23 protein-coding genes are annotated in these 25,758 nt (G+C 74.4%); 11 read left to right on the forward strand and 12 right to left on the reverse strand.

The genetic code is table 11. From position 1 onward, the window contains the following. Positions 1 to 166: 166 nt before the first annotated feature. The gene (locus ACZ4UB_RS34540; RefSeq protein ID WP_468076470.1) at positions 167 to 1,525 is read left to right on the forward strand and encodes an MFS transporter; all 1,359 of its coding nucleotides are present in this window, start codon (positions 167 to 169) and stop codon (positions 1,523 to 1,525) included. A 56-nt stretch (positions 1,526 to 1,581) separates the two neighbouring features. On the opposite strand, the gene ACZ4UB_RS34545 is transcribed toward ACZ4UB_RS34540, so the two are convergent. Beyond that, positions 1,582 to 1,986 (reverse strand): cupin domain-containing protein, encoded by a 405-nt coding sequence (locus ACZ4UB_RS34545; protein ID WP_354383350.1) that lies wholly within the window; start codon positions 1,984 to 1,986, stop codon positions 1,582 to 1,584. Positions 1,987 to 2,168: 182 nt separating this feature from the next. Here ACZ4UB_RS34545 and ACZ4UB_RS34550 point away from each other — a divergent pair, with 182 nt between their 5' ends. Further along, positions 2,169 to 3,092, forward strand: coding sequence for a pseudouridine-5'-phosphate glycosidase (locus ACZ4UB_RS34550; RefSeq protein WP_468076472.1), 924 nt, complete (start codon positions 2,169 to 2,171; stop codon positions 3,090 to 3,092). Next, on the forward strand, positions 3,077 to 4,003 hold the full coding sequence (locus tag ACZ4UB_RS34555) for a carbohydrate kinase family protein (RefSeq protein WP_468076474.1): 927 nt from the start codon (positions 3,077 to 3,079) through the stop codon (positions 4,001 to 4,003). The genes ACZ4UB_RS34550 and ACZ4UB_RS34555 overlap by 16 nt, the downstream gene beginning before the upstream one ends. 469 nt (positions 4,004 to 4,472) lie before the next feature. Here the strand turns inward: ACZ4UB_RS34555 and ACZ4UB_RS34560 are convergent, their stop codons facing one another. Then, the gene (locus tag ACZ4UB_RS34560; protein WP_468076476.1) at positions 4,473 to 5,120 is read right to left on the reverse strand and encodes a nucleoside/nucleotide kinase family protein; all 648 of its coding nucleotides are present in this window, start codon (positions 5,118 to 5,120) and stop codon (positions 4,473 to 4,475) included. A 92-nt stretch (positions 5,121 to 5,212) separates the two neighbouring features. On the opposite strand from ACZ4UB_RS34560, the gene ACZ4UB_RS34565 reads away from it, so the two are divergent. Further along, on the forward strand, positions 5,213 to 6,652 hold the full coding sequence (locus ACZ4UB_RS34565; protein ID WP_468076478.1) for a WGR domain-containing protein: 1,440 nt from the start codon (positions 5,213 to 5,215) through the stop codon (positions 6,650 to 6,652). Positions 6,653 to 6,794: 142 nt separating this feature from the next. Continuing rightward, positions 6,795 to 7,481, forward strand: a complete 687-nt coding sequence (locus ACZ4UB_RS34570) for a DUF2293 domain-containing protein (protein WP_467960130.1) — start codon at positions 6,795 to 6,797, stop codon at positions 7,479 to 7,481. On the opposite strand, the gene ACZ4UB_RS34575 is transcribed toward ACZ4UB_RS34570, so the two are convergent. Beyond that, a complete protein-coding gene (locus ACZ4UB_RS34575) occupies positions 7,457 to 8,074 on the reverse strand; it encodes a chaplin (protein WP_468076480.1) in 618 nt (205 codons plus the stop codon). The genes ACZ4UB_RS34570 and ACZ4UB_RS34575 overlap by 25 nt on opposite strands. A gap of 195 nt (positions 8,075 to 8,269) precedes the next feature. On the opposite strand from ACZ4UB_RS34575, the gene ACZ4UB_RS34580 reads away from it, so the two are divergent. Further along, complete coding sequence (locus ACZ4UB_RS34580; RefSeq protein ID WP_468076482.1) at positions 8,270 to 8,812, forward strand: HAD domain-containing protein; 543 nt, start codon at positions 8,270 to 8,272, stop codon at positions 8,810 to 8,812. Positions 8,813 to 8,833: 21 nt separating this feature from the next. Here the strand turns inward: ACZ4UB_RS34580 and ACZ4UB_RS34585 are convergent, their stop codons facing one another. Continuing rightward, on the reverse strand, positions 8,834 to 10,045 hold the full coding sequence (locus ACZ4UB_RS34585) for an SWIM zinc finger family protein (RefSeq protein WP_468076484.1): 1,212 nt from the start codon (positions 10,043 to 10,045) through the stop codon (positions 8,834 to 8,836). After that, positions 10,042 to 12,945 carry a DEAD/DEAH box helicase gene (locus tag ACZ4UB_RS34590; RefSeq protein ID WP_468076486.1) on the reverse strand — a complete coding sequence of 968 codons (2,904 nt, stop codon included), beginning with the start codon at positions 12,943 to 12,945 and terminating at the stop codon, positions 10,042 to 10,044. Before ACZ4UB_RS34590 ends, ACZ4UB_RS34585 begins: the two co-directional genes overlap by 4 nt. A 283-nt stretch (positions 12,946 to 13,228) precedes the next feature. Here ACZ4UB_RS34590 and ACZ4UB_RS34595 point away from each other — a divergent pair, with 283 nt between their 5' ends. Together ACZ4UB_RS34595 and ACZ4UB_RS34600 are read left to right on the forward strand one after the other, a co-directional pair. Then, complete coding sequence (locus tag ACZ4UB_RS34595; protein ID WP_468076488.1) at positions 13,229 to 13,849, forward strand: hypothetical protein; 621 nt, start codon at positions 13,229 to 13,231, stop codon at positions 13,847 to 13,849. 71 nt (positions 13,850 to 13,920) lie between these two features. Beyond that, the gene (locus ACZ4UB_RS34600; RefSeq protein WP_468076490.1) at positions 13,921 to 14,178 is read left to right on the forward strand and encodes a DUF6343 family protein; all 258 of its coding nucleotides are present in this window, start codon (positions 13,921 to 13,923) and stop codon (positions 14,176 to 14,178) included. Between the two features lie 24 nt (positions 14,179 to 14,202). Here ACZ4UB_RS34600 and ACZ4UB_RS34605 read toward each other — a convergent pair whose 3' ends face one another. The 4 genes from ACZ4UB_RS34605 to rpsA form a co-directional block, all read right to left on the reverse strand. Next, on the reverse strand, positions 14,203 to 14,574 hold the full coding sequence (locus ACZ4UB_RS34605; protein ID WP_354383365.1) for a tetratricopeptide repeat protein: 372 nt from the start codon (positions 14,572 to 14,574) through the stop codon (positions 14,203 to 14,205). Between the two features lie 151 nt (positions 14,575 to 14,725). After that, complete coding sequence (coaE, locus tag ACZ4UB_RS34610) at positions 14,726 to 15,334, reverse strand: dephospho-CoA kinase (protein ID WP_354383338.1); 609 nt, start codon at positions 15,332 to 15,334, stop codon at positions 14,726 to 14,728. 88 nt (positions 15,335 to 15,422) lie between these two features. Further along, positions 15,423 to 16,361 (reverse strand): PAC2 family protein, encoded by a 939-nt coding sequence (locus ACZ4UB_RS34615; RefSeq protein WP_468076493.1) that lies wholly within the window; start codon positions 16,359 to 16,361, stop codon positions 15,423 to 15,425. A gap of 235 nt (positions 16,362 to 16,596) precedes the next feature. After that, positions 16,597 to 18,117 carry a 30S ribosomal protein S1 gene (gene rpsA / locus ACZ4UB_RS34620; protein WP_351038657.1) on the reverse strand — a complete coding sequence of 507 codons (1,521 nt, stop codon included), beginning with the start codon at positions 18,115 to 18,117 and terminating at the stop codon, positions 16,597 to 16,599. 350 nt (positions 18,118 to 18,467) lie between these two features. On the opposite strand from rpsA, the gene ACZ4UB_RS34625 reads away from it, so the two are divergent. Together ACZ4UB_RS34625 and ACZ4UB_RS34630 are read left to right on the forward strand one after the other, a co-directional pair. Beyond that, positions 18,468 to 19,319 carry a class I SAM-dependent methyltransferase gene (locus ACZ4UB_RS34625; protein WP_468076495.1) on the forward strand — a complete coding sequence of 284 codons (852 nt, stop codon included), beginning with the start codon at positions 18,468 to 18,470 and terminating at the stop codon, positions 19,317 to 19,319. A 3-nt stretch (positions 19,320 to 19,322) separates the two neighbouring features. Beyond that, positions 19,323 to 22,145 (forward strand): ATP-dependent RNA helicase, encoded by a 2,823-nt coding sequence (locus ACZ4UB_RS34630; RefSeq protein WP_468076497.1) that lies wholly within the window; start codon positions 19,323 to 19,325, stop codon positions 22,143 to 22,145. On the opposite strand, the gene pgfA is transcribed toward ACZ4UB_RS34630, so the two are convergent. From pgfA to ACZ4UB_RS34645, 3 genes are all read right to left on the reverse strand, one after another. Continuing rightward, entirely contained in the window at positions 22,142 to 23,149 is a 1,008-nt protein-coding gene (pgfA, locus tag ACZ4UB_RS34635) for a cell envelope lipid trafficking protein PgfA (RefSeq protein WP_354383334.1), read from the reverse strand. The genes ACZ4UB_RS34630 and pgfA overlap by 4 nt on opposite strands. Before the next feature lie 14 nt (positions 23,150 to 23,163). Next, on the reverse strand, positions 23,164 to 23,304 hold the full coding sequence (locus ACZ4UB_RS34640; RefSeq protein ID WP_354383333.1) for an SPW_0924 family protein: 141 nt from the start codon (positions 23,302 to 23,304) through the stop codon (positions 23,164 to 23,166). Between the two features lie 78 nt (positions 23,305 to 23,382). Next, positions 23,383 to 24,654 (reverse strand): lytic transglycosylase domain-containing protein, encoded by a 1,272-nt coding sequence (locus ACZ4UB_RS34645; protein ID WP_468076500.1) that lies wholly within the window; start codon positions 24,652 to 24,654, stop codon positions 23,383 to 23,385. Between the two features lie 205 nt (positions 24,655 to 24,859). On the opposite strand from ACZ4UB_RS34645, the gene ACZ4UB_RS34650 reads away from it, so the two are divergent. Further along, complete coding sequence (locus tag ACZ4UB_RS34650) at positions 24,860 to 25,729, forward strand: DUF4184 family protein (protein ID WP_468076502.1); 870 nt, start codon at positions 24,860 to 24,862, stop codon at positions 25,727 to 25,729. Positions 25,730 to 25,758: the final 29 nt, after the last annotated feature.

Genomic DNA, 25,758 nt, shown 5'->3' on the forward strand with positions numbered 1-25,758 from the left:
CAGGTGCTGACCAGCGGCGATCCGGTCCGCCCGCGGAGCCGCCACCGGTTCCCCCGCCGGGCGGGCGGTGCGACACTGCGCCCGTGACTGCTGCCACGGCCCAGCCCGCCGTCCCCCGCCCCGCACCGCCCGTCCGCTCCTGTCCGAGGGACCGGAGGTGTACGTCGTGAGCGCCCCGCACGGTACGGACCGCTCGCTCGGATCCGTCGGACCGGACCGCACGGCCCCCGCGGCCCGCTCGGCCCGCGCGCAGCGGCGGGAGCGCGAGGTCCGGGGGCTGACCGAGGCCGACCTGCCCCGGCTGCGCCGGCGCACCTCCGGCGTGCTCATCGCCGCGCAGGTCCTGGGCGGGCTCGGCATGCCGATCAGCATCGCGCTGGCTCCCGTACTGGCCACCGAGGTCAGCGGCACCGAGGCCGTGTCCGGACTGGCCTCGACGGCCTCCGTCGTGGGCACCGCCCTGGTCTCGCTGCCGCTCGCGGCCCTGATGACGGCGCGCGGGCGCCGGGCGGGGCTGGTCCTGGCCTATGTGATCGGCGCGGTCGGCGGCGGGCTCGTGGTGCTGGCCGCCGTGCTGAAGAACTTCCCGCTGCTGTTGCTCGGCATGGCCGCCTTCGGCGCCGCCTCCTCCGCCAACCTCCAGTGCCGGTTCGCCGCCGCCGATTTGGCGGCCCCCGACCGGCGGGCCCGGGCGATCTCGACGGTCGTGTGGGCCACGACCATCGGCGCGGTGCTGGGACCCAACCTCTCGGCCCCGGCCAGCCGGAGCTTCGCGGGGACGTCCATACCCGACAAGGCGGGCCCGTTCCTGTGGGCCGCCGGGATCTTCCTGCTCACCGCGCTGCTGATCAGCGTGCTCCTGCGGCCCGATCCGCTGCTGACCGCCCGCGCACTGGCCGGTCCGGCCGAGCAGACGGCCGCGGGCCGCTCGCTGCGGGCCGCCTTCGCCGCCGTACGGGCCTCCCCCAGGGCCCGGCTGGCCCTGGTGACCGTCGCCGTGACCCACACCGCCATGGTCTCGATCATGGTGATGACCCCGGTGGACCTCGGGCACCACGGCGCCGACCTCCAGCTGATCGGGCTGGTGATCAGCGGCCACATCGCCGGCATGTTCGCCTTCTCGCCGGTGATGGGCTGGCTGGCGGACCGGCTCGGCAGGCTGTCGGTGATCGGGCTGGCGGCCGGGCTGCTGTCGATCGCCGCCCTGCTCGCGGGCACCGCCGGGGCGCACCACGCGCAGACCGCGGCGGGCCTGTTCCTGCTGGGGCTGGGGTGGTCGGCCGGGCTGGTCGCCGGTTCCGCGCTGCTGACGGACTCGGTGCCGCAGGCCGCGCGGGCCGCGGTACAGGGCTTGTCCGACCTGACCATGAACACCTGCGCGGGCATCGGCGGCGCCGTGTCCGGGCTGATCGTCTCCCAGGCGGGCTACGGCTGGCTCAACGCCGTCGGGGCGGCGCTGCTGCTGCCGATGGCCGGGCTCGCGCTCTTCACGGCGCGCCGCCACCCCGCGCCCGTCGCGGACTGACGGGCGCGGAGGCGGGTCGGGGGCTCGCCGGCGGCTCGTCAGAGTCCTCAGAGACCTCAGAGGCTGATGTGGTAGGCCTTGCGCAGCGTCTCGTGCACGGTCCAGGTGGTCTTGTCGCCCTCCCGGAGCACGCAGGCGGTGCCGGGGCCGACCTCCAGCCGCCCGCCGCCCTCGATCTCGATGGTGGCCCGGCCGCTGACGACGACGAACAGCTCGTTCGCCTCGGTGTCGGTGACCACTCCGGGGGTGATCTGCCAGATCCCGCGCAGCTGCTTGCCGTCGGCGGACTCCCACAGCACCTTGCCCGTCACCACGGGGTCGCCGGAGACGATCTGTCCCGGGTCGAGCTCCTCGGTCTCCAGCTCGGCGTCCGGGACGTCGGGTACGGACACGGCGAAGGAGGCGGGACCGGCATCGGGGGCCGCGGGGGCGGTCGGGGCGGCGGGGTCTTCGGTGCTCATGGCGCGAAACCCTAGCCCGGCGGGACCGCCGCGCGCGGTGGCCAGGTCGTCCAGGATCGGCGGGGCGCACGAGTCACCCTGTCCAGCGCGCGGGTCCACCCGGCGCACCGCACCCCGTGCATCTCGGACAGTTGGGCCGGGGGCGCGTTTGGGGGCGTGGATCCCGTGCCATGGATGGGGACATGTCACAGCACACAGCGGTTCCCGTCCTGTCGGAAGAGGTGCGCGACGCGCTGGCGGAGCAGCGACCGGTCGTCGCCCTCGAATCGACGATCCTCGCGCACGGCCTGCCCCGGCCCCGCAATCTCCAGGTGGGCCTGGAGCTGGAGGCGATCGTCCGGTCGGAGGGCGCGGTCGCGGCGACCGTCGCGGTGCTCGACGGGGTGCCGTACGCCGGGCTCGACAAGGCACAGCTGGAGCGGATCGCCAATGGCGACGGCGTGCGCAAGCTGGGGCACCGGGACCTGGCCCCGGCCATGGCGGCCGGCGCCACCGGGGCCACGACGGTGTCGGCGACGGCGTTCCTGGCCGCGCGGGCCGGGCTGCGCGTCTTCGCCACCGGCGGGCTGGGCGGCGTACACCGCGACTGGGCGCGGGCGCAGGACGAGTCGGCCGACCTGTCGCTGCTCGCCCGGACCCGGATCACGGTGGTCTGCGCGGGGGTGAAGTCGATCCTGGACGTGCCGGCCACGCTCCAGCGGCTGGAGACGCTCGGGGTGGGGGTGCTGGGCTTCGGGACGCAGCGGTTCCCCGGCTTCTACCTGAGCAGTTCCGGCGAGCCCGTCGACTGGACGGTGCACCGGCCGGAGGAGGTGGCCGGGGTGATGGCCGCTCAGGACGCCCTGGGCGGGCCCGGGTCCGCGCTGCTGGTCGCCAACCCGGTCCCCGAGGCCGACCAGCTCGATCCGGACCTGCACGACCGGGTACTGGCGCAGGCCCTCGCGCAGTGCCGGGAACGCGGCGTCACGGGGCAGGCGGTGACCCCGTTCCTCCTCGACTTCCTGGTGCGCGCGACCGGCGGGGCCTCGCTGGAGGCGAACCTGGCGGCGGTGCGCGGCAACGTGCGCCTGGGTGCGCGCATCGCCTCGGCGTGGGCGGCCTGGTGACCGGGTCGGGCGCCGAGTTCGCCGGCGGTCTGCTGGTCGTCGGGGACGTGGTCACGGACGTGGTGGCCGTGCACCTGGAGCCGCTCGCTCCGGCCACCGACACGCCGGCCCGGATCCGTACGATGCCCGGCGGCGCCGGGGCCAACGCCGCCTGCTGGGCGGCCCACCAGGGCGCCGCCGACGTCGCGCTGCTCGCGCGGGTGGGCGCGGAGTCGGCCCAGTGGCACGAACGCGCCCTGCTCGCCGCCGGGGTGCGGCCGCTGCTGGTGGTCGACCCGGTGGAGCCCACCGGGACGGTGGTGGCGCTGGTCGGCAAGGACGCGGAACGGACCTTCCTGACCGACAGCGGGGCCGTGCTCCGCCTCTCCCGGGCCGACTGGACCCCGGACCTGCTGGACGGGGTGGCCCATCTGCACCTGTCCGGCTACCTGTTCTTCGGGGACACCAGCCGCGAGCTGGCCCGGCTGGCACTGCGCTCGGCGCGGGAACTCGGGATCGCGGTGAGCGTGGACCCCGCCTCGGCCGGGTTCCTGGCCACGCTGGGGGTGGATCGTTTCCTCGACGCCGTCGCGGGGGCCGACGCGCTGCTGCCGAACGAGGACGAGGCGCGGCTGCTGGCCGGACTCCCCGGCCCGGCCCCGTCGGCGCGGGCGGCGGCGGAGTTGAGCCTGCGGGTGCCGCTGGTCGTGGTGACCCGGGGCGCGGCCGGGGCGCTGGTCGCCGAGGGCGGCCGGGTGACCGCGGAGATCACCGCGGAACCCGCCCTGGCGGTGGACTCCACGGGCGCGGGCGACGCCTTCACCGGCGGCTTCCTGGCCGCCCGCCTAGCAGGCGCGACCCCAGCCGAAGCAGCCCGAGCCGGCTGCCAAGCGGGCTCGATAGCCGTAACCCGCCTAGGCGGAAGACCCTAACCCGACACCCCCACCCAACCCCACCGGCGTTTGAGACACCCCCCCACCCGGCCTCGCCAGCACTTGAGGCACCCCCGCACCCAGCCCCGCCAGCACTTCAGGCGCCCCCGCACCCAGCCCCGCCGGCGTTTGAGACACCCCCACCCAGCCCGCCAGCACTTCAGGCGCCCCCTACCCAGCCCCGCCAGCACATGAGGCACCCCCACCCCGCCCGCCAGCACTTGAGGCACCCGCACCCAGCCCCGCCAGCACTTCAAACGCCCCCCACCCAGCCCCGCCGGCGTTTGAGGCGCCCCCGGAGGGCACACCGGAGACCAGCCGCACCCACCCGCCCCCGCCGCCCCCCGAGGCGCACCCGCAGGACACACCAGACGCCAGCCCACCCAGCCCCGCCGGCGTTTGAGGCGCCCCCGGAGGGCACGTCGGGGACCGGCGGGATCCGGGAGAGCCGAGGCCGACACGGGGCGGGTCAGCGCGGGACACCGGTCCAGGCCGGGTGCCGGGGATCGTCGGCGCGGACCAACACGTCGGCCACCGCCCCGGGATCCGTCTCGGCGTCGTACCGCGCGAAGGCGGCCACGGTCCACCCCTCCTCCTCGGGCGTACGCCGCACCAGCGCCCCCGCGGAAAGCCGGACGTGAACGCTGAGGTCGAAGGGGAACCAATGCCCCATCAGGAACGGCCCGTGCAGGATCACCACCCCACCCGGCGGCACCGCCACGTACGGACTCCGGGTCGCCCGGTCCGTCACCGGATCCCACAGGTCCGGGAGCACCCGCCCCGTCCCACCGGGATCCAACGGCCCGATGACCTCACGCCAGAGCGCGGCCGTGTCGTACCAACCGCCGAGGTACGCGTCGACATCCCGCCGGCCGTACTCGAAGCGCAGCGAGGCCGGCCGCAGGAAGCCCCCGGTCGGCACGACCAGAACAGAACGGCCGCGCCGGCGCAGCGCGTCCGCGAGCCGGCCCGCGAGCACCTCCGTACCGGCGGCGGGCGCCCCGTCCACGGCCACCCGTAGCCGGCCCTCCGCACCGCCCGCGTCCCGCGGTGCGCCGTCGAGATGGCCCGCTAGCCGCTCGGCCATCCCCTCCCATGTGATCGCTTCCAGCTGCACGGTCCCATTGTCAGTGCTCACCCGTAGCGTTTCTCATCAAGGGATCACCGACGCGAAAGAGCCGTCGGCCCGACCTTGGGGAGGGGTCTGTCATGGCTCGCGAGACGACGTACCTGGAGCTGTCGCAAGAGGGCGGCGGCGCGCACAAGTTCTATGAGGTGACCGTGGACGGCACGGACGTCTCGGTGCGTTACGGCCGGATCGGAGCCGACGGGCAGCTGCAGAACTCCTCCTTCCCGACCATCGAGAAGGCGCGGGCGGCCGCCGCGAAGAAGGTCGGCGAGAAGGTCCGCAAGGGGTACGCACCGGCCGTGCGGGGCCAGCGGACGGCGCGCGCCGTCTCCCGCCGCGAGGTGACCTCGGCACCGTCGACCGCGCGGGCGGTGGCGCCGGTGCTGTGGCGGTTCCGCACCGGGGCCTCGGCCTTCGGGATCCACGTGGACGAGGACCGGTGCTGGGTCGGCAACCAGGCCGGCGACGTCTACACGCTGAGCCACGGCGGCGAGGTGCTGGCCCGCTATTCGCTGCCGGACGGGGTCAAGTGCCTGGTGGCGGACGAGTTCTGGATCTATGCCGGCTGCGACGACGGCACGGTCTACGACCTGTCCTCGAAGGTCCCCTTCGGGGCCTACGACATCGCGGCGGACGTGGACATCTTCTGGCTGGACATCCGCGAGGGCGTGCTCACCGTCTCCGACCGCAACGGCGGTCTGACGGTGATCGACCACGAGGACGAGTTCCAGTGGTCGCGCAAGTCCGCCGGCTCCAACGGGTGGATGGTCCGCGCGGACGGGGACGCGGTCTACCACGGACACTCCTCGGGCGTGACGGCGTACGCCCAGGACGGTTCCGGGGAGTTGTGGCACGCGCCGACCAAGGGCCAGGTGCTCTTCGGCTGGCAGGAGGACCACGCGGTGTACGCGGGGACCTCCCGCTACACCGTGGAGCGGATCGCGAAGGCGACCGGGGCCGTCGAGGCCACCTACCGGTGCGACGGTTCGGTGTACTCGTGCGCGACCTCCCCCGACGGCCGGCACGTCTTCGCGGGTGACTCCTCCTCGTCGGTGTACTGCTTCGACGCCGATGGGCGACGCCTGTGGAAGCTGGGCACGGGCAGCGGCTCCGCGCTGTCGATGCAGTACCTGGACGAGCGGCTGTACCTGGTGACCACCGACGGCTCGCTGGTGTGCGTGGACGCGAGCGAGGCTGCCATCGCGGCGGCCCAGCAGGGCTCGGTGCCGACCGCGATGGACGTGAAGTCGGCCGCCGCGCTGCCCGTGTTCACCCCGGCGGCCTCGGCCGCCGCGGTGGCGACGGTGACGGTCGCGCCCGCCGGCGGCGTGGTGGTCGAGTGCGTCCAGCAGGGCGGCCGGACGCGGGTGCAGGTGGTCTCGGGCGGCTTCGAGCCGTCGTGGAACGTGCAGTTCCCGCGGGGCATCCGGGAGGCGGGGGCCCGGTACGTGGTGGACGGACTGCACCCGGCACCCGGAGGTTTCTACCGCGTGCGCGGAGAGATACGCCGCCTGGTGTGAGCGCGGGCGCGCGACGCGGTCCGGGGAGGGGGGCCTCGGACCGCTCCAGGGGATCTCCGAGGGAGCACCGAGGGAGCACCGAGGGGACAACTACCGTCCGCTACCAGGTGATAGGGGGCCGCCGCGGCGGTATCACACCTGTATGGACCTCGTCGTCTTCGAGTCGCTCAAGCGGATCAGCTGCGCGGAGTGCGGGCACGGGCCGCTCCCGCACCTCGTCCGCGAGTCCGGTGTTCCCCGCTGCCTGGACTGCGCCGACCTCGGGCACCTCGTCTACCTGCCGCGCGGGGACGCCGCCCTCACCCGCCGGGCGCGGACGGGCAGTTCGCTGTGCGCGGTGGTGGTCCGCTTCAACAAGCGCCATCGCCGCCACGAGCGCCAGGGCCTGCTGGTCGAGGAGCCGGCGCTCGCCCGGGCCGAGGCCGCCTGCCTCGCGGACGCCGAGGCGCGGGCCCGGCGCCGGGCCCGCGACCGGCTGCGCCGGGCCGCCGAGGACACCCGGTTCACCGCGCTCTTCGCCGCCGAGATAGCGCGATTGTTCCCAGGGTGCCCGCCGGAGCGCGCCCTGGCGATCGCCGCGCACGCCTCGGTACGGGGCAGCGGGCGGGTCGGCCGCAGCGCGGCGGGCCGGGCCCTGTCCGAACAGGCCGTCTCGGTGGCGGTGCGCGCCGCGGTCCGGCACGAGGACACGGAGTACGACGCCCTGCTGATGGCGGGCGTCCCGCGGTTCGAGGCCCGCGCCCGGCTCGCCCCGCGGATCGAGGCGGTCCTCGCCTCCTGGCGGCCCGGCCCGGCGCAGGCCGCTCAGCTGGTGCGGGAGCGGCGGTAGAGCAGGGCCCCGCCGAGGAGCAGGGCGGCGCTGCCCGGGATCAGGTAGTCGAGCCCGTCGGAGCCGGTGTGCGCCAGCGCGGGACCCGTCACCCGGGGCGGCGCGGGCGGGGTGACCGGGCGCACCGCCACAGGCGGCTGGGCGGGCTTGCTCCCGCTGGGCGGGCCCGCGTTGACCGAGGTGTTGCCCACGGCGGAGTTCCCGGCGCCGACGACGCTCACCGCGTTGCCGCTGATGTTCACCGGGAGATCGATCGGCAGCTGGAGCCCGTTGCCGGACAGCAGGCCAGGCGAATCCTTTCCGCGCGCGTGCGCGACCGCTCCCCCGCCGTGCCCGGCACCCTGTCGGGAGGGGCCCGTCGCGGACGACGGGCCCGACGGATGCGAGGGGCGCGGATCCGGATGCTCGCCGGGGCCCGCGTTGGCACACCGGTTCCCCGCGGCGGAGTTGAGCAGGCCCACCACGCTCACGGTGTTGCCGCACACGTTCACCGGCGCGTGCACCGGCAGCTGCACCACGTTCCCCGAGAGCAGCCCCGGCGAGCGCTGCGCCGAACCACCCGCGTCCGCGTCGGCGTGTGCGAGACCTCCCACACCCGCCGCGGCCAGGCCACCTCCCGCAACCACCGCCGCGATCAAGCCATTTCGACGACTGCTTCGCATCAGTGTCCCTACCTTCCGGAGGAGTTCGCGGGTGTGCACCCGCATCCGGAACAACGCCCTGAACCCGTTCGGGTTATAGCGCCAGTAGGCATTTCACTCCATCGTGTACTGGGTAGTGCGTACTTCATGATGGACAGACCACTGCTGCTCCTCGACGTGGACGGCCCGCTCAACCCGTTCCGGTCGCGCCTCGCGGGGCTGCACGGATACACCACGCACCGGATGCGTCCGGCCCTCTGGATGTCGCGCCGCGCCCCGGATTCGCCGAGCGCGCGCCGGGGCCTGCGGGTCCGGCTGCATCCCACGCACGGTCCGCGCCTCCAGGCCCTGCCCTTCGAACTGGCCTGGGCCACCACCTGGATGCACCAGGCCAACACGATGATCTCCCCACACATCGGGCTGCCCGGCGACCTTCCCGTCATCGAGTGGCCGGAACTCTTCGCCCACGACCCCGACGGCCTCTACTGGAAGACCCGGCCGCTGTTGGAGTGGGCCGCCGGACGCCCCTTCGCCTGGGTCGACGACATGATCACCGCCAGGGACCGCGCCTGGGCCCACGCGCACTACCCGGCGCCCTCCCTCCTGCTGCGCATCCACCCCCGTCACGGCCTGCGCGCACGCGACTTCACCACCCTCACCCGCTGGGCGGCCTCCCTACCGGGAGCCTGAACCGGGGGCCCGCGGCCCGGGTCAGCGGTGGGAGGCGAGCGCCGTGAGCGGGTCGGCGGACGGCGGCCCGCAGGGCCACCAGTCCTCCTCGTCCGGTTCGGACTCGTAGGCGTACCAGAGGCCGTCGCGACCGAGCCGGAGCTGGGAGGTGCGCCCACTGAGGCGGTTGCGGCGGGGCCGGAAGGGACCCCGCCCCGCGGCCAGCAGGGCCGGGCGGGCCCGGTCGAAGGGGCCCGCGGGCGGGTCCCACTCCTCCTCCAGCACCAGCAGCCCCGCCGAACCGCCCTGGCGCCAGGCCGACACCGCGCGGGCCAGCTCGCCCGGGGAGCGCCCGGTGGCGGCGGCCAGATCGCGGTACAGGGCGCGGGTGGAAGCGGCCAGGCCCGAGGTCGGCGGCTGCGCGGTGGCCAGCCGGACCGCGTCCTGCCAGAGCGTGAGGCCGGCGATCGGGTCCTCGCCGGTGGCGAGGAGGGCGTGGGCGCGCGCCGCGGCGTCGTAGGCGAGCTGGTCCAGGGCCAGCGGATCCGGGGCGCCCCGCTCCTCCGGGTAGCCGGGGGCGGCGCCGACGGCCGGTGCGTCGAGCGGGGCGGGCAGCGGCGCCCGGGCGGTGCGGTGCACGGCCGCGCGCGCCGGGACGCCGGGGAAGTCGACGTCGGCCGCGGGCCGTTCGCGGGCGGCGTGCGCGGCATTGCGGCGGGCCAGCTCGTCGAGGAGGTCCCGCTCGCCCCGGCCGCGCAGCAGCATCAGGACGAAGGGGTCCTCGTCGAGCAGCCGGGCCGCGCGGTAGCAGAGCGCGGCGGCGTGCTTGCACGGCGGACGCCCGACGTCCGGGCAGGAGCAGTGCGGCACGAGGTCCCTGACGCCCGGCAACAGCCGGTCGGCCAGGGCCTGCGGAACCTCGCGCTCCAACAGCGCGGCCAGGGCCGCCGGCTGGGCGGCCGTGTCCTCCAGCAGCTCGTCCCACTCCTCCTCGGTGAGGACGGTCAGGGCCAGCTCGGTGCGGTACGGCCGGGCCCGGCTGCCGCGCACGTACGCCACGATCCGCCCGGGGGTGACCGTCACCGCGTCGACGTGCCCGTCCTCCGCGTACGCCCGCCCGCGCCCCAGGCGCGCCGCGTCACCGGAGCGCCCCTCCAGGGCGGCCACCCAGGCCCGCCCCCACCAGCTCGCGGCACCGGCCCCCGCGGGCAGCGAGTCGAAGGTGCGGCGCAGATCGTCGCGCGCGGTGATCACGAGCGCCTGCGCAGGGAGACGAGGTCGGCGAGCTCGCGATCGGTGAGCTCGGTCAGCGCGGTCTCGCCCGACCCGAGGACCGCCTCGGCCAGGGCCCGCTTGGCCTCCAGCATCTCGGCGATGCGGTCCTCGACGGTGCCTTCGGCGATGATCCGGTGGACCTGGACGGGCTGGGTCTGGCCGATGCGGTAGGCGCGGTCGGTGGCCTGTTCCTCGACGGCGGGGTTCCACCAGCGGTCGTAGTGGACGACGTGTCCGGCGCGGGTGAGGTTGAGGCCGGTGCCGGCGGCCTTGAGGGACAGCAGGAACACCGGGACCTCGCCGTCCTGGAAGCGGTCCACGAGCTCCTCGCGGCGGGCCACCGGGGTGCCGCCGTGCAGCAGTTGGGTCGGGATCCCGCGGGCCGCCAGGTGCCGCTCCAGGATCCGGGCCATCGTCACGTACTGGGTGAAGACCAGCACGGAACCGCCCTCGGACACGATCGTGTCCAACAACTCGTCCAAGAGGGCGAGTTTGCCGGAGCGGTGCGCGATCCGGGGCCGCTCCTCCTTGAGGTACTGCGCCGGGTGGTTGCAGATCTGCTTGAGCGAGGCCAGCAGCTTCATGATCATGCCGCGGCGTTCGATGCCTTCGCTCGCCTCGATCACGGCCATCGCCTCGTCCACCGCGGCCTGGTAGAGGGAGGCTTGTTCCCGGGTCAGCGAGACGGGGTGGTCGGTCTCCGTCTTGGGCGGCAGCTCGGGCGCGATCCCCGGGTCGGACTTCTTGCGGCGCAGCAAGAACGGCCGTACCAGCGCCGCCAGTCGGGCCACCGCGGCCTCATTGCCGCCGTCCTCCTCCTGCTGGTGCTCCACGGGCCGGGCGTGGCGGGCCCGGAAGGCGGTCAGCGGGCCGAGCAGACCGGGGGTGGTCCAGTCGAGGAGGGCCCACAGCTCGGAGAGGTTGTTCTCGACGGGGGTGCCCGTCAGCGCCACCCGGGCCGGTGCGCCGATGGTGCGCAGCGCCCGCGCGGTCGCCGAATGCGGGTTCTTGATGTGCTGTGCCTCGTCGGCGACGACCATCCCCCACTCCTGGCCGGCCAGCCGGGAGGCACTCGCCCGCATCGTCCCGTAGGTGGTGAGGACGAAACCGCCGGCCAGGCCCTCCAGGCTGCGCCCCGCCCCGTGGAAGCGGCGCACCGCCACCCCCGGGGCGAACCGCTCGATCTCGCGCTGCCAGTTGCCGAGCAGGGACGCGGGACAGATCACCAGGGTCGGCTCGGGGCGGGCCCGGTGCAGGTGGAGGGCGATCAGCGTGACGGTCTTGCCCAGCCCCATGTCGTCGGCGAGGCAGCCGCCGAGGCCGAGGGAGGTCATCAGGTCGAGCCAGGCCAGGCCGCGCGCCTGGTAGTCGCGCAGGGTGGCCCGCAGCCCGGGCGGCTGGGGCAGCGGCGCCAGCTCCCCGGTCAGCCGGTCGCGCAGGGCGGCCAGCGAACCCACCGCGACCGCCGGCACGGGCTCCCCCTCGACCTCGGCCTCGCCGGTCAGCACGGCCGCCAGCGCGTCCACCGGATCCAGCAGCCCCAGCTCCCGCTTGCGGGCCTTGCGGACCAGGTCCGGATCGACCCGCACCCACTGGTCGCGCAGCCGCACCACCGGACGGTGGGCCTGCGCGAGGGCGTCCATCTCGCCGGGGGTCAGCCGGTCCCCGCCCAGCGCGAGCTCCCAGGAGAAGGCGAAGAGCCCGGCCGCGTCGAAGAAGGCGGTCCCGTCGGTGGCCGAACCGGGCGCGGTCGACCGTACGACGGCACTCGCGCTCAGCGTCCGGGCCAGGTCCCGCGGCCAGTGGACGCCGACCCCGGCCGCGGCGAGCCGGGTCGCGGCGACGCCCAGCAGGTCCTCCAGCTCGGCGTCCGACAGGGCCAGCGCCTCGGGCACGGGCTGCTCCAGCAGCCGCAACAGCGGCGGCCACACCCGGCCGGCCCGACGCAGCGCGAGCACCGCGTCGACCCGGGCCCGCGGGCCGAACCGGTCGGTGGCCGTACCCGCCCACAGCGCGCCCGCGTCGGCGACCAGCGTCGGATCGGCCAGGCTGTGCACCTGGACCACGGCCGCACCCGCCCGGCGCACCTCGGCGGCGTCCTGCCCGGTGTCCTCCTCGTGGTCGAAGAGCCGGTACGAGGACAGGTCGAGCCGTAGCGAGATCCCCACCCCCGCGTCCGCCCCGGCGGCGACCTGCGCCGCCCACTCCCGCAGGCCGGGCACCTGCTGGGGCTCGACCGAGGCGAAGGGGCGCCCGGCGGCGACCGGCGCGGCCGGTGTGCGCGGCAGGGTGTCGGCGACGGCGTCGAGGAAGGCGCGGACCAGGGCCTCCGGTTCGGGCAGGAGCAACGGGCGGCGCCCGGGCAGCGGCGCGGCGTGCCCCTCGTACGGCAGGGCGGCCGCGACCGCGCGGAGGTAGGCGATGTCCTCGCCGTCCAGGGGCCCGACGCGCCAGGCGTCGACGCCCTCGGGGGTCAGGCCGGGGAGCAGCCGGCCCCGCGCGACGAGCGCGAGGGCCTGACGGGCGGCGGTGCCCCAGGCCCGGGTGGCCGGGTGGGCGGCGGGGCGGTGCGGGGCCGCGACGAGCAACGGGAGCGCGGCGGCGAGCGGGAGGACGAGCGAGGGCACGGTCCGGGTCCGCAGGGAGGTGCCCGCGGGGTGCACCGTGCCCAGCGCTTCGCGGACCAGGTCGGGCAGGCCGGGAAGGTCCGCGGGATCGGGCAGCTCCTCGCCGGCCGGCGACCAGAAGGCGATCCGACTCCGGCGCGGAACGGCGTCCGGCAGGAACAGGGCGGCGTGGCGCAACAGGGCCGTCGACCCGAGCTGCGCCTCGGGAAGGCCCCGCACCGCGAGCGCGCGCTCACGCGACGGAAGTGCCATCACCTTCCCCCTCCCGGACTCGTCACCACGGACATCACCACGGACATCACCACGGATGTCACCACACACATCACTGCCAACGAGTCTAGGTGGGGCCACTGACAATGCCGCTGACCTGGGCTGTTGACCTTCGCATTACCCGGGCCCGACCGGGGTATGGCTGTCCCGACGGCCCGCCGCGCACGGGCCCGGCGACCACGACCGTCCCGTTCCACCGACCTACCGACCTGTTGGCCCACCGACGTGTTGGCCTAACGACCTACCGACCTCGGGGAGTCCGCCCATGTTCCGACGCGCCACCGCCTCGGCCACCGTCCTCGCCGCCGCAGCCGCGGCCGCGCTCGCGCTCACCGCGTCCGCCCCGGCCGTCGCCGCTCCGGCCGCCACCGCCCCCGGCTTCCTCGCCGGTACCGATCTGCCCCCGCACCCCAGCTCCCCCTGGACCCAGGGCAAGGTCACCAAGGGGCTCCCGGAGTCCGCACCCTTCTGCCTGGAGGGCGCGCTGCCCGCCGCGGGCAGCTGGCACCGCGCCTTCGGCACGGACCTCGACACCGGCGCGGTCCAGGTCTCCGTGCGCGCCGCCTCCGACGCGGCGGCCGCGAAGCTGGCGACCGCCCTGGAGCGCAAGGTGGCCGCCTGCGCGGCCGACTGGCTGCGCGCGACCCCGGGCGGGACGGCCTCCTGGCAGGACTACGGCCCGGTCCGGGTCGAGGAGGGGGCGCACGTCTACGGCGTGCACACCTCGATCCCCGATTCCGAGCCCGGCGTCCACCTCTACGGCATCGGGCGCGACGGATCCACGGTGACCGTCGTGAAGTGGGGCCAGATGGGGGTGCTGGCCGACGCGCCCGTCACCGCCTTCAAGAAGACGACCACCACCGCCGTGCACAAGCTCAACCCCTGACGCCCCGCGCGTGGGACCATGGACGGACAGGGGGCGACGGCCGGTCGGGCGACGGATCCGAGGCGATGGCCATGCGTACCGGGAACGAACCGGTGACCGCGCGCAGCCCCCTGCGCCTGCGGTTCTGGCTCAGCGTGTGGGGGCTGCTCTGGGCCGCCGCGGGTACGGCCGCCTTCGCGGCCGCCGGGCAGCCGGTCTGGGCCGCGGTCTGCGGCGCGCTCCTGCTCCTGGTGAGCGTGGACATGGCGATGATCGTGCGCCACATCCACCAGGGCCCGCACTACCAGCCGGGGCGTGACGTCCCGCCGTACGAGCCTCCGCACCGCTGAACCACGGGCTTCCCGGGCCGGCGGCTACTCCTCGAAGGCCGCGGCCCGGAGGTACTCCGGCTGCGGGTCCAGGGCCGCGGCGAGCCGGAAGTGCCTGCGGGCGCGCTCCGGCTGGCCGGCCCGCTGGTGCGTGCGGGCCAGCGCGAAGTGGGCGAAGGCGTTGTCCGGTTCCCGCTCCAGGACCAGTTCGAACTCCAGGGCCGCCGGTCTCAGTTGGGCGGCGGCGAAGAAGGCGCGGGCGCGCAGCAGCCGGGCGGCGGTGTTCTCCGGATGGGCGGCTATCACCGAGTCCAGCAGTTTCACCGCGCCCCTCGGGTCCCGGGCCGCGAGCAGCCGCTCGGCGGCCCGGAAGTCGATGACGTGGGTCTCCGGGCTGCCGGAACCCGCACCGGCCACCGACTCCCGTCCGGACTCGGACGGGGACCCGGACCCGGGCTCCGGTACGGACGCGGACGGTGGCGTGGTGTCGGACACGATGGGATTCCTTCCCTCTCCGGACGCCTTCAACGCGCCACGGAACCAAGGTCGTTGCGCCACCGGCCCGAGATCAGTCCCGGGGAGCTGCCGCGCGCGCGGTGAGTTCCTCCCACACCTTGCGCACCTGCGGCTCCAGCGCCGCCAGCGGCCCGTCGTTGTCGATGACCAGCGTGGCCACGGCCAGCCGCTGCTCCCGGGTCGCCTGCGCCGCCATCCGGGCCCGCGCCTCGCCCTCTTCCATGCCGCGCAGCGCGGTCAGCCGGGCCAGCTGGGTCTCCGGCGCCGCGTCCACGACGACGACCAGGTCGTACAGCGGGGCCAGGCCGTTCTCGGTGAGGAGCGGTACGTCGTGCACGACGATCGCGTCGGGGCCCGCGGCCGCTTCCAGCTCGGCCGAACGCGCGCCCACCAGCGGGTGCACGATCGCGTTCAGGGTGCCCAGGAGTTCCCGGTCGGCGAAGACGATCGAGCCGAGCTTCGGCCGGTCGAGGCTGCCGTCGGGAGCCAGTACGGACTCCCCGAAGGCCGCCACCACCGCCGCGAGCCCGGGCGAGCCCGGTTCCACGACCTCGCGCGCGATCCGGTCGGCATCCACGATCACCGCCCCGTACCCCGCCAGCAGTCGTGAGACCGCGCTCTTGCCGGCACCGATTCCGCCCGTCAGGCCCACCTTCAGCATGGCCCGCAGCCTACTGCCGCGCCCTGGAGCCCCGAACGGGCCCTCCCCCTCGGCCCCGTCCCTCGGCCAGAGACGGCCTCGCCCGCTCTCAGCCCTCGCCCTCGCGCTCCGCGAGGAAGCGCTCGAACTCGCGGCCGATCTCGTCCGCCGAGGGGATCTCGGCGGGCTCCGCGATCATGTTGCCCCGCGTCTCCGCGCCGGCCGCCGCGTCGAACTGGTGCTCAAGGCCCTGGACGAGGGCGACCAGCTCCTCGTCGCCCTCCCTGATCTGCCGGTCGATCTCCGTCTGGGTGCGGTGCGCCTCCGTGCGCAGCGCGTGCGCCACGGTCGGCAGCACCAGGCCGGTCGCGCCCGTGATCGCCTCCAGCGCGGTCAGCGCGGCGTCCGGGTACGAGGAGCGGGCGACGTAGTGCGGTACGTGCGCGGCGACGCCCAGGACGTCGTGTCCGGCCTGTGCGAGCCGGAACTCCACCAGGGACTCCGCACTGCCGGGCACCTGCGCCTCGTCGAAGGGGCTGCGGTGTCCGGGCATCAGGTCCGTGCGGTTGCCGTGCGGGGTGATGCCGACGGGACGGGTGTGCGGGACGCCCATCGGGATGCCGTGGAAGTTCACCGAGAGGCGGACGCCGAGGCGCTCCACGATCTGCTGGACGGCCGCGGCGAAGCGCTCCCACTCCACGTCCGGCTCGGGGCCGGACAGCAGCAGGAACGGCGCGCCGGTGGCGTCCTGGACCAGTCGGACCTCCAGCGTGGGGGCGTCGAAATCGCTCCAGTGGTCCCGCTGGAAGGTCAGGAGCGGGCGCCGGGCCCGGTAGTCCACGAGCCGGTCCGCGTCGAAGCGGGCCACCACCTGGTGGGGCAGGGCGTCGAGCAGCCGCTCGACGATCTGCTCGCCGGTCTCACCCGCGTCGATGTACCCCTCGAAGTGGTAGAGCATGACCAGCCCGGCGGACTCCTGGGCGAGCGCCAGGTCCACCACGGCCAGACCCTTCGCATCCCACTCGTACAGGCCTTGCGGATCAAGCACCGTCACCACTCCCCTTCGTCTCGTTCTCTGCAAAGAACGTTCAAGGAGGCGCTGCCATTCCCCAGTTGGCGGCCCATCGGGGAGAAACCGCCACCGTTCATCAGGGGGACACACAGCGGGCCCGTACACACGACGGGCCCGCACATGCGACGAGGCCCGCCCCCCGAAGGGGACGGGCCTCGTCGTTCTCAGCTCAGCTCAGCCGCGCACCGGAGCGCGCCGCCGTGCGCTGCGATCAGCTCTGGCCGCCGGCCAGCTTCTCGCGCAGCGCGGCCAGGGCCTCGTCCGACGCCAGGGCGCCGGAGGTCTCGTCCGCACCCTCGGAGGAGTACGAACCACCGGAGAGGCTCGCGCCGCCACCGGTGTTGCCACCGGCGGCCGGGGCGGCAGCGCCCTCGGCAGCGGCGGCCTCGTCGGCCTCGCGGCTCTTGATGACCTGCGCCTGGTGCTGCTCGAAGCGAACCTGCGCCTCGGCGTACTGGCGCTCCCACGTCTCGCGCTGGGAGTCGAAGCCCTCGAGCCAGTCGTTGGTCTCGGGGTCGAAGCCCTCGGGGTAGATGTAGTTGCCCTGGTCGTCGTACGAGGCAGCCATGCCGTACAGCGTCGGGTCGAACTCGACCGAGGCCGGGTCGGCACCGAAGGACTCGTTGGCCTGCTTCAGCGACAGCGAGATCCGGCGACGCTCAAGGTCGATGTCGATGACCTTGACGAAGATCTCGTCGTTGACCTGGACGACCTGCTCCGGGATCTCCACGTGGCGCTCGGCCAGCTCGGAGATGTGGACCAGACCCTCGATGCCCTCGTCCACGCGGACGAACGCACCGAACGGAACCAGCTTGGTGACCTTACCCGGGACGACCTGGCCGATCTGGTGCGTCCGGGCGAACTGCTGCCACGGGTCTTCCTGCGTCGCCTTGAGCGACAGGGAGACGCGCTCGCGGTCCATGTCGACGTCGAGGACCTCGACGGTGACTTCCTGGCCGACCTCGACAACCTCGGACGGGTGGTCGATGTGCTTCCAGGAGAGCTCGGAGACGTGGACGAGACCGTCGACGCCACCCAGGTCCACGAAGGCACCGAAGTTGACGATCGAGGAAACGACGCCGGAGCGGACCTGACCCTTCTGCAGGGTGGTGAGGAACGTCTGGCGAACCTCGGACTGGGTCTGCTCGAGCCACGCGCGGCGGGACAGGACCACGTTGTTGCGGTTCTTGTCCAGCTCGATGATCTTCGCCTCGAGCTCCTTGCCCACGTAGGGCTGGAGGTCGCGGACGCGACGCATCTCGACGAGAGAGGCCGGCAGGAAGCCACGGAGGCCGATGTCGAGGATGAGACCACCCTTGACGACCTCGATGACGGTACCGGTGACGATGCCGTCTTCTTCCTTGATCTTCTCGATCGTGCCCCAGGCGCGCTCGTACTGCGCGCGCTTCTTGGACAGGATGAGACGGCCTTCCTTGTCCTCCTTCTGGAGAACCAGGGCCTCGATCTCGTCGCCGACCTTGACGACATCGTTCGGGTCGACGTCGTGCTTGATCGAGAGCTCGCGGCTCGGGATGACGCCTTCCGTCTTGTAACCGATGTCGAGGAGAACCTCGTCCCGGTCGACCTTGACGATGACGCCGTCGACGATGTCGCCGTCGTTGAAGTACTTGATCGTCTCGTCGATCGCCGCGAGGAACGCGTCCGCGTCGCCGATGTCGTTGACCGCTACCTGCGGAGGGGTGGTGGCGGTGGTCTCGGTGCTGCTCGTCATGTGGGAAAGGGCTCCGGTTACGGACAGAAAGTCGTAGGTACTGCTACGCCGGGAGCCCTTATCGCCATCTGCCTATGACCGGACAGCCAAGGAGGTCTCCGGAACGCTCCGAAGAGCGCAGAGGAGCCTCGAAAACCGAGGGGACTACAACAGATGCGAGCGCAGCCTGCTAGGTCTGAGGAGCGCAGGCTCGCAGCGCAACTTGTAGCATACGGGGGCAGCCGGACAGGGTCAATGCGCGAAGGCGGACACCCGGGACAGAACGCCACATGACCGGCACAATTCGTAGGCGGGGAGCCCGTGATGACCGGCTCCCTACCTCTTTTTCGAAGACTACGACGACGGGCCCCATGAACCAAGAGGACTACGACACCGAAGAAGCGTACGAAGCGGAGGCGTCCGTCGGGGAGGACGACGCCGAGGCCACGCGGCGCGCCGCCGGGGAGGCGGAGAGCAGCCGGGCGAGCCGGGGCTGGTGGGACCGCAACGCCGACGAGTACCAGAGCGACCACGGCGCCTTCCTCGGGGACGACCGCTTCGTCTGGGGTCCCGAGGGCCTGGACGAGGCCGAGGCCGGTCTGCTCGGACCCGCCTCGTCACTGAAGGGGCTCGACGTCCTGGAGATCGGCGCGGGCGCCGCCCAGTGCTCGCGCTGGCTGGCCGCCCAGGGCGCCCGTCCGGTGGCCCTCGACCTCTCCCACCGCCAGCTCCAGCACGCCCTGCGGATCGGCGACGACGTCCCGCTCGTCGAGGCGGACGCCGGGAAGCTGCCCTTCCGCGACGGCTCCTTCGACCTGGCCTGCTCCGCCTACGGCGCGGTCCCCTTCGTCGCCGACCCGGTGAACGTGATGCGCGAGGTGCACCGCGTGCTGCGCCCCGGCGGCCGGTGGGTCTTCTCCGTCACCCACCCCATCCGGTGGGCCTTCCCCGACGAGCCCGGACCCGAGGGCCTCTCCGTCGCCGCCTCCTACTTCGACCGGACCCCGTACGTCGAGCAGGACGAGCGGGGCCGCGCCGTGTACGTGGAGCACCACCGCACCCTCGGCGACCGGGTCCGGGACGTGGTCGCGGGCGGTTTCCGCCTCCTCGACCTGGTCGAGCCCGAGTGGCCCGCCTGGAACGGCCAGGAGTGGGGCGGCTGGTCCCCGCTGCGCGGGAACCTGATCCCGGGCACCGCGATCTTCGTCTGCGAGCGCGGCTGACCCATGGCGCCCGTTCCCCGTACCTCCGCCCTGGAATCCCTGCCGGTCGGCGCGGCCGTGCCCGCGCTGGTCGCGGCGCTCGACGCGCACGGCACGGCGGTGCTGTGCGCGCCGCCCGGGACCGGCAAGACCACGCTGGTCCCGCTGGTCCTGGCCGGCCTGGTGGGCGCCGGACCCGCGCGCAAGGTGATCGTCGCCGAGCCGAGGCGGATCGCGGCCCGGGCGGCGGCGCGCCGGATGGCCTGGCTGCTGGGCGAGCGGGTCGGGGACTCGGTCGGCTTCACGGTGCGCGGCGAGCGGGTGGTGGGCCCGGGCACCCGGGTCGAGGTGGTGACCACCGGGGTGCTGCTCCAGCGCCTCCAGCGGGACCAGGAGCTGGCCGGGACGGACGTGGTGGTCCTGGACGAGTGCCACGAGCGGCACCTGGACGCCGATACCGTCGCGGCCTTCCTCCTCGACGTAAGGGCGACCCTGCGCCCGGAACTGCGGCTGCTCGCGGCCTCCGCGACCACCGACGCGGCCGGGTGGGCCCGGCTGCTGGGGGACGCGCCGGTGGTGGAGGCCGCCGGGGTCGCGCATCCGGTCGAGGTGGTGTGGGCCCCGCCGCTGCGTCCGGTGCGCCCGCCGCACGGCATGCGCGTCGACCCCGCCCTGCTGACCCACGTCGCGGCGGTGGTGCGGCGGGCGCTGGCCGAGCGGGCGGGGGACGTGCTGTGCTTCCTGCCCGGGGTCGGTGAGATCTCCCGGGTCGCGGGGCAGCTGGGCGCGGTGGACGCCGAGGTGCTCCAGGTGCACGGACGGGCTCCGGCCGCGGTCCAGGACGCCGTGCTCGCCGGCGGGGGCGGGCGGCGCCGGGTGATCCTGGCGACCGCGGTGGCGGAGTCCAGCCTGACCGTGCCGGGGGTGCGGATCGTGGTGGACGCGGGGCTCGCCCGCGAGCCGCGGGTGGACCACGCGCGGGGGTTGGGCACGCTGGCGACCGTACGGGCGTCCCGCGCGTCGGCGCGCCAGCGGGCGGGGCGGGCCGGGCGCGAGGCGCCGGGGGCGGTGTACCGCTGCTGGGCCGAGGCGGAGGACGGGCGGCTCCCCGCCTTCCCCTCCCCCGAGATCCGGATCGCCGATCTGGCCCAGTTCGCGCTCCAGGCCGCCTGCTGGGGCGACCCGGACGCGTCCGGGCTGGCGCTGCTGGACCCGCCGCCGGCCGGGGCGATGGCGGCGGCACGGGAGGTGCTGGCGGCCGTGGACGCGGTGGACCGGGCCGGGCGGGTGGGGCCGCGGGGCCACGCGATGGCCCGCCTCGGGCTGCACCCGCGGTTGGCCCGTGCGCTGCTGGACGGGGCGGCGGAGGTCGGCGTGCGGCGGGCGGCGGAGGTGGTGGCCCTCCTGAGCGAGGAGCCGCCCCGCGACTACGGCGACGACCTGACGGCCGCCTGGCGCCGAGCCCGCCGGGGCGGCGACCCCTACGCCCCCCGCTGGCGCACCGAATCCCAACGCCTCACCCGATCCCTCCCCACCACCCCTCCGGGGGCGCCTCAAACGCCGGCGAGGCTGCATTCGCCCGCCCCTGCGACCCCGGCGAGGCTGCATTCGCCCGCCCCTGCGACCCCGGCGAGGCTGGCATCGGCCGCCCCTGCGACCCCGGCGAGGCTGGATTCGCCCGCCCCTGCGACCCCGGCGGGGCTGGATTCAGCCCCGCCTCCGCTTCAAGGACGGACGGGAAAGGGCACAGCAGCACCCACTCAAGCCTCGCCGGCGTTTGAGGCGCCCCCGGAGGGAACGGCGACGCCGACGGGCAAGCGCACAGCAGCACCCCATCAAGCCCCGTCGGGGGCCGGAGGCGACGATGCCGTCGCCGGGCTGATCGTCGCGCTCGCCTTCCCGGAGCGCGTCGCCCAGCGCCGGGCCGAGGCCTCCTACCTCATGGCCAACGGCACCGGCGCCGACCTGAACGACGGCTCCCCCCTGCGCACCGCCCCCTGGCTGGCCGTCGCGGTGGCCGACCGCACCCCCCACTCCCCCTCCGCCAGGATCCGCCTCGCCGCCCTCATCGACGAGGACACCGCCCGCGCGGCCGCGTCCCACCTGCTGTCCGCCGACGCCGAGGAGGTCCGCTGGGAGAATGGCGACGTCACCGCCCGCACCGTGCACCGCCTCGGCGCGATCGAGCTGACCGTGCGCCCGCTGCGCGACCCCGCCCCGGACCGGGTCCGGGCCGCCCTGCTGGACGGGCTCCGCACCGACGGCCTCGGCCTGCTGCGCTGGTCCGCCGACGCACGGACCCTGCGGGCCCGCCTCGCGTTCCTGCACCGCGCCCTCGGCGCCCCCTGGCCGGACGTGGCGCACGACGACGTGCTCCTGGCACGGGCGGACGACTGGCTGGAGCCCGAGCTCTCGCGCGCCCGGCGCCGCGCCGACCTCGGTCGGATCGAGGCGGGCCAGGCACTGAACCGGCTGCTGCCCTGGGCCACCGGGCAGGCCGCCCGCCTGGACGAGCTGGCCCCGGAGCGGATCGAGGTCCCCAGCGGTTCCCGGATCCGGGTGGACTACGGCGACGGCGACGGCCAGCCCGTCCTGGCGGTCAAGCTCCAGGAACTCTTCGGGCTGGCGCGCACGCCGCTGGTCGCGGGGGTGCCCGTACTCGTCCACCTGCTGTCGCCCGCCGGGCGCCCGGCCGCGGTCACCGCCGACCTGGCGTCCTTCTGGCAGGACGGCTACCGCGCCGTGCGCGCCGAGCTGCGCGGCCGCTACCCCCGCCACCCCTGGCCCGAGGACCCGGCGGCCGCCGAGCCCACCCGCCACACCAACAACCGGCTGCGCCGCTCCTAGGCAGCCGCCGGCACCGGTGCCACCGTCGGCTCGGGGTCGTCGCCCGCCCCGCGCCGCCGGCGCCCGCGCGCCTCCAGCCAGAGCGCGAGCCCGAACAGGCCGAGGCCCACGACCAGCAGCCCGGCCGGCCCGTAGGTGTGCAGCGCGAGCACCTTGGTCCGGTTCGACTTCACCAGGTCGACGGTGTGGTCGAGGTAGTCGGGCCGGATCTTCACGTCACCGGCGAAGGCGGTGAGCTTGCCGTCGGGCCGCGCGGCCGCGATCCCGCCGCGCATCTCCTGCTGGATGCTCTGCTCGGCGTTGACGGGCGCTCCGGTCACCGGATCGACCCAGAACTTCATGGTGGCCGAGTACCAGAGCGACGTCCCGGTCTGCTCCTCGATCTTCGTCGGGTCGATGCCGGGGATCGGCATCTTCTTCGGCATGGGGACCTTGGTCCAGGGGACCGTCATCTCGAAGTAGTAGACGTCCAGGCCGCGGAAGCCGCGCGGGCCGACGTAGTGGATGGGCGAGGAGGTGCGCGTCTGCGCGTCGAAGTACAGGTAGTCGCGCGGCTCGGTGAAGAACGGCCACTTGAACTCGATGCCCTCGCGCTTGACCGCGTCCCCGTCGACCATCTCGCCGGTGGCGTGCACCGGGTCCTGGGTGTGCGCGTCGAAGATGTATCGCTCGGGGATCTGGGAGACCATCTTGCCGTCGGGCCCCGCGATGTAGGTCAGGGTGTCCCAGACGACGACGTCCTTGCCCGCGCTCGCCTCGATCTCCTTGGACGCCTCGACGTTGCCCTTGAGGGTCTGGATGATCGTGACCTTGTCGACCTTCTTGGGCTCCATGCCGTTGTTGTAGTCGAGCAGGGTCGCGTTCTTCGCCTCCAGGACCATCTCCTGGTACTGGCTCGGCGGGATCTTGGCGAGGCGGGGGTACGCGTACCAGCGCAGCAGGGGCGCCAGCGCGGTGCAGAACACGGCTAGGGCAAGCAGGACGAGGCTCGCTCTGCGTCGCATGGCCGGGCCTCCTCTTACTTTCCGGGGGCGGAGGGGATCGTGGTGAGCAGGGGCTTGGGCGAGGTCGCGCCGTCCGGGACCCCGACCGCCGTGATGGTGAGGACGAGGGCCAGCGCGGCGGCCAGCCCGATGGCGGCGGCGACGAGTGCGCGCATGCCGGGGCCTCCGAGATCTGATGTGTCGTCAGGTCTGGCGCACCGTAGCAACGCGCGGGCGAGATGAGAACCGTCTGGCTACGGGCTTTCCGCGCCCGCCGCCGACCCGCTCGGGGACCCGCTCGGGGAAGCCTTGGGCGACGTCTTGGGCGACGGGCTCGCGGCGGGCGCGGCGGGCGTCGCGGACGCGCTCGGGCTGGCGCTCGGGCTCGGCTTCGGGCTGGCGGAGGTGCTGGGCGACGGCGTCGGAGTCGGCGTGGGGCTCGGCTTCGGGGTCGGCGTGGGAGTCGGCGTGGGCGTGGGAGTCGGCGTGGGCGTGGGAGTCGGCGTCGGCGTGGGTGTCGGCTTCGGGCTCGGGGTGGGAGTCGGCGTCGGCGTCGGCGTCGGGCTGGGCTTCGGCGTCGGCTTCGTGGACGGCGGCGTCACCGGGCCCGTACCCGCACCCGTGCCCGTACCGGCGCCCCCGCTCCCGTCCGGCACCTCGTGCGCGCCCTTCAGGTAGTACGCGTACCAGGACCGCACCGTCGTCAGGTACTCCGTCGAGTAGTTGTAGGAGAGGACCGCCCGGTCCAGGTCCGCGCCCACCCGCAGGTCCCGCGTGCCGGCGCACAGGTAGCGGCCGGCCGCGAGGGCCGCGTCGTGCACGTTGTTCGGGTCCCGCCGCCCGTCGCCGTTCGCGTCCTGGCCCCAGGACGCCCAGGTGGAGGGGATGAACTGCATCGGCCCGACCGCGCGGTCGTGGGCCGCGTCGCCGTCGTACGCCCCGCCGTCCGTGTCCGGGATGTTCGCGAAGCCGTTGCCGTCGAGCACGGGTCCCAGGATGGGCCGCAGCGTCGTGCCCGCGGAGTCCACCTGCCCGCCGCGCGCCTGCCCGGACTCGACCTTGCCTATCGCCGCGAGCAGTTGCCAGCGCAGCCCGCACCCCGGATCGCTCGCCGCGATCTTCTGCTCCGCGCCCCGGTACGCCGCCCACACGCTCGCCGGTATCCCCTGCGCGCCCTCGGCCGGGCCCGTGGTCACCGCTTCCCCCGCGGCCGGGGGCGCCGGGGTGGGCGCGGGGGTGTCCGCCGCCGGCACCACGGCGGGCGGCTCGGGGCTGGCCAGGGGCGGGAGTTCGGTGAAGTAGGCGGAGTCGCCGCCGGCCTCGTTGCCCGGAGTCGGGGCGGCGGCGGGCCGCTCGGTGCGCGCGCCGCCCCCGGCATCGGCGAGCACGAGCGCGCCCGGCGCCTGCGAACCGGTCACGGCCCCCGCGACCAGGGCCGACACCACGACCGCCAGACCGCCCCTGAGCCACCCGTGGCCGAAACGAACCGTGGACCGGACTGAACGCACCTTCGACCGAACCGGCATGGGCCGACCCCTCCCCCTCGACGTCCGCGAGACGGTACGTCAACTCGCTTCACACTGCATCAACCTGGCTACGGAATTCACCACTTCCGCACGTCTTGCGCAGGTCACGCATACTGTCCCGAACCGTTCGGGGTGCATTGGACCGAAGTAAACAAAGACCTACCGAAGACCCGTCGAAGTCCGACGAAGACCAATGAGAGGCGTCATGCCGTTCACACTCAGCCACGCGGCCGCCGTCCTTCCGGCGATCCGCCGGACCGGCCGCGCGCGGGGGCCGCTGGTCGCCTCCGCCCTGGTACTGGGCTCGTTCGCGCCCGACACCTTCTACTTCGCGGACGCCGTCGTCCAAGGGGTGATGGTCCACGGCGACTTCGCGCATTCGGCGGCGGGCGTGCTCACGCTCGACGCCGTCCTGACCGCGGCCCTCGTCGGCTGCTGGCTGCTGCTGCGCGAGCCCCTGGTCGCGCTGCTCCCCCGGTGGACCCGCGGCCGGGTGCACGCGCTGGTCCGCGGTGAGGACTGGCGCGGGGGCCGACTGCCGGTGCTGGCCCTGCGGTTCTACCTCTCCGCGGTGCTCGGCTCGCTCACGCACGTCATGTGGGACAGCTTCACGCACATGGACCGCTGGGGCATGCGGATGCTGCCCGACCTCGGTCGCCCGCTCGCCTTCGGGCTGCCCCTCTACACCTGGCTGCAGTACGGCAGTTCGGCGCTGGCCGCCGTCGCGCTCACCTGGTTCGTGGTGAGCGCGCTGCGTCGGCTGCCGCGGTCCGCGGCGCCGGAGTGCGTACCGGTCCTGGGGCAGGCGGACCGTTGGGCGGCCGTCGTGCTGGCCGTGGTCTGCGTGGGCGTCGTGGTGTGGCTGCGGGTCGCCCGCTTCTTCACGTACTACGACCGGATCCGCAGCCCGCTCGACATCATCCCGACCGTCTGCTTCGGCGCCGGCGGCGGGATCGCCGTGGCGCTCCTGCTGTACGGGGTCCTGGTGCGCCTGCGCCACCGCGGCGGCCGCGGCCACGACGAGCGGCCGGACCGGGACCCCTCGGACGCGCGGACGCCCGTCCCCAGCAGGTAGCGGGAACGGGCGTACGGGCTCGGGCGCGC

The organism is Streptomyces sp. NPDC028419 (genome assembly GCF_055565515.1).

Excerpts from the sequence above, each read along its gene's own strand:
- ACZ4UB_RS34545 (WP_354383350.1), bottom strand. The coding sequence starts at position 1,986 with ATGAGCACCGAAGACCCCGCCGCCCCGACCGCCCCCGCGGCCCCCGAT.
- ACZ4UB_RS34550 (WP_468076472.1), top strand. The coding sequence starts at position 2,169 with ATGTCACAGCACACAGCGGTTCCCGTCCTGTCGGAAGAGGTGCGCGAC.
- ACZ4UB_RS34565 (WP_468076478.1), top strand. The coding sequence starts at position 5,213 with ATGGCTCGCGAGACGACGTACCTGGAGCTGTCGCAAGAGGGCGGCGGC.
- ACZ4UB_RS34570 (WP_467960130.1), top strand. The coding sequence starts at position 6,795 with ATGGACCTCGTCGTCTTCGAGTCGCTCAAGCGGATCAGCTGCGCGGAG.
- ACZ4UB_RS34580 (WP_468076482.1), top strand. The coding sequence starts at position 8,270 with ATGATGGACAGACCACTGCTGCTCCTCGACGTGGACGGCCCGCTCAAC.
- ACZ4UB_RS34590 (WP_468076486.1), bottom strand. The coding sequence starts at position 12,945 with ATGGCACTTCCGTCGCGTGAGCGCGCGCTCGCGGTGCGGGGCCTTCCC.
- ACZ4UB_RS34595 (WP_468076488.1), top strand. The coding sequence starts at position 13,229 with ATGTTCCGACGCGCCACCGCCTCGGCCACCGTCCTCGCCGCCGCAGCC.
- ACZ4UB_RS34600 (WP_468076490.1), top strand. The coding sequence starts at position 13,921 with ATGCGTACCGGGAACGAACCGGTGACCGCGCGCAGCCCCCTGCGCCTG.
- coaE (WP_354383338.1), bottom strand. The coding sequence starts at position 15,334 with ATGCTGAAGGTGGGCCTGACGGGCGGAATCGGTGCCGGCAAGAGCGCG.
- rpsA (WP_351038657.1), bottom strand. The coding sequence starts at position 18,117 with ATGACGAGCAGCACCGAGACCACCGCCACCACCCCTCCGCAGGTAGCG.
- ACZ4UB_RS34625 (WP_468076495.1), top strand. The coding sequence starts at position 18,468 with ATGAACCAAGAGGACTACGACACCGAAGAAGCGTACGAAGCGGAGGCG.
- ACZ4UB_RS34630 (WP_468076497.1), top strand. The coding sequence starts at position 19,323 with ATGGCGCCCGTTCCCCGTACCTCCGCCCTGGAATCCCTGCCGGTCGGC.
- pgfA (WP_354383334.1), bottom strand. The coding sequence starts at position 23,149 with ATGCGACGCAGAGCGAGCCTCGTCCTGCTTGCCCTAGCCGTGTTCTGC.
- ACZ4UB_RS34640 (WP_354383333.1), bottom strand. The coding sequence starts at position 23,304 with ATGCGCGCACTCGTCGCCGCCGCCATCGGGCTGGCCGCCGCGCTGGCC.
- ACZ4UB_RS34645 (WP_468076500.1), bottom strand. The coding sequence starts at position 24,654 with ATGCCGGTTCGGTCGAAGGTGCGTTCAGTCCGGTCCACGGTTCGTTTC.
- ACZ4UB_RS34650 (WP_468076502.1), top strand. The coding sequence starts at position 24,860 with ATGCCGTTCACACTCAGCCACGCGGCCGCCGTCCTTCCGGCGATCCGC.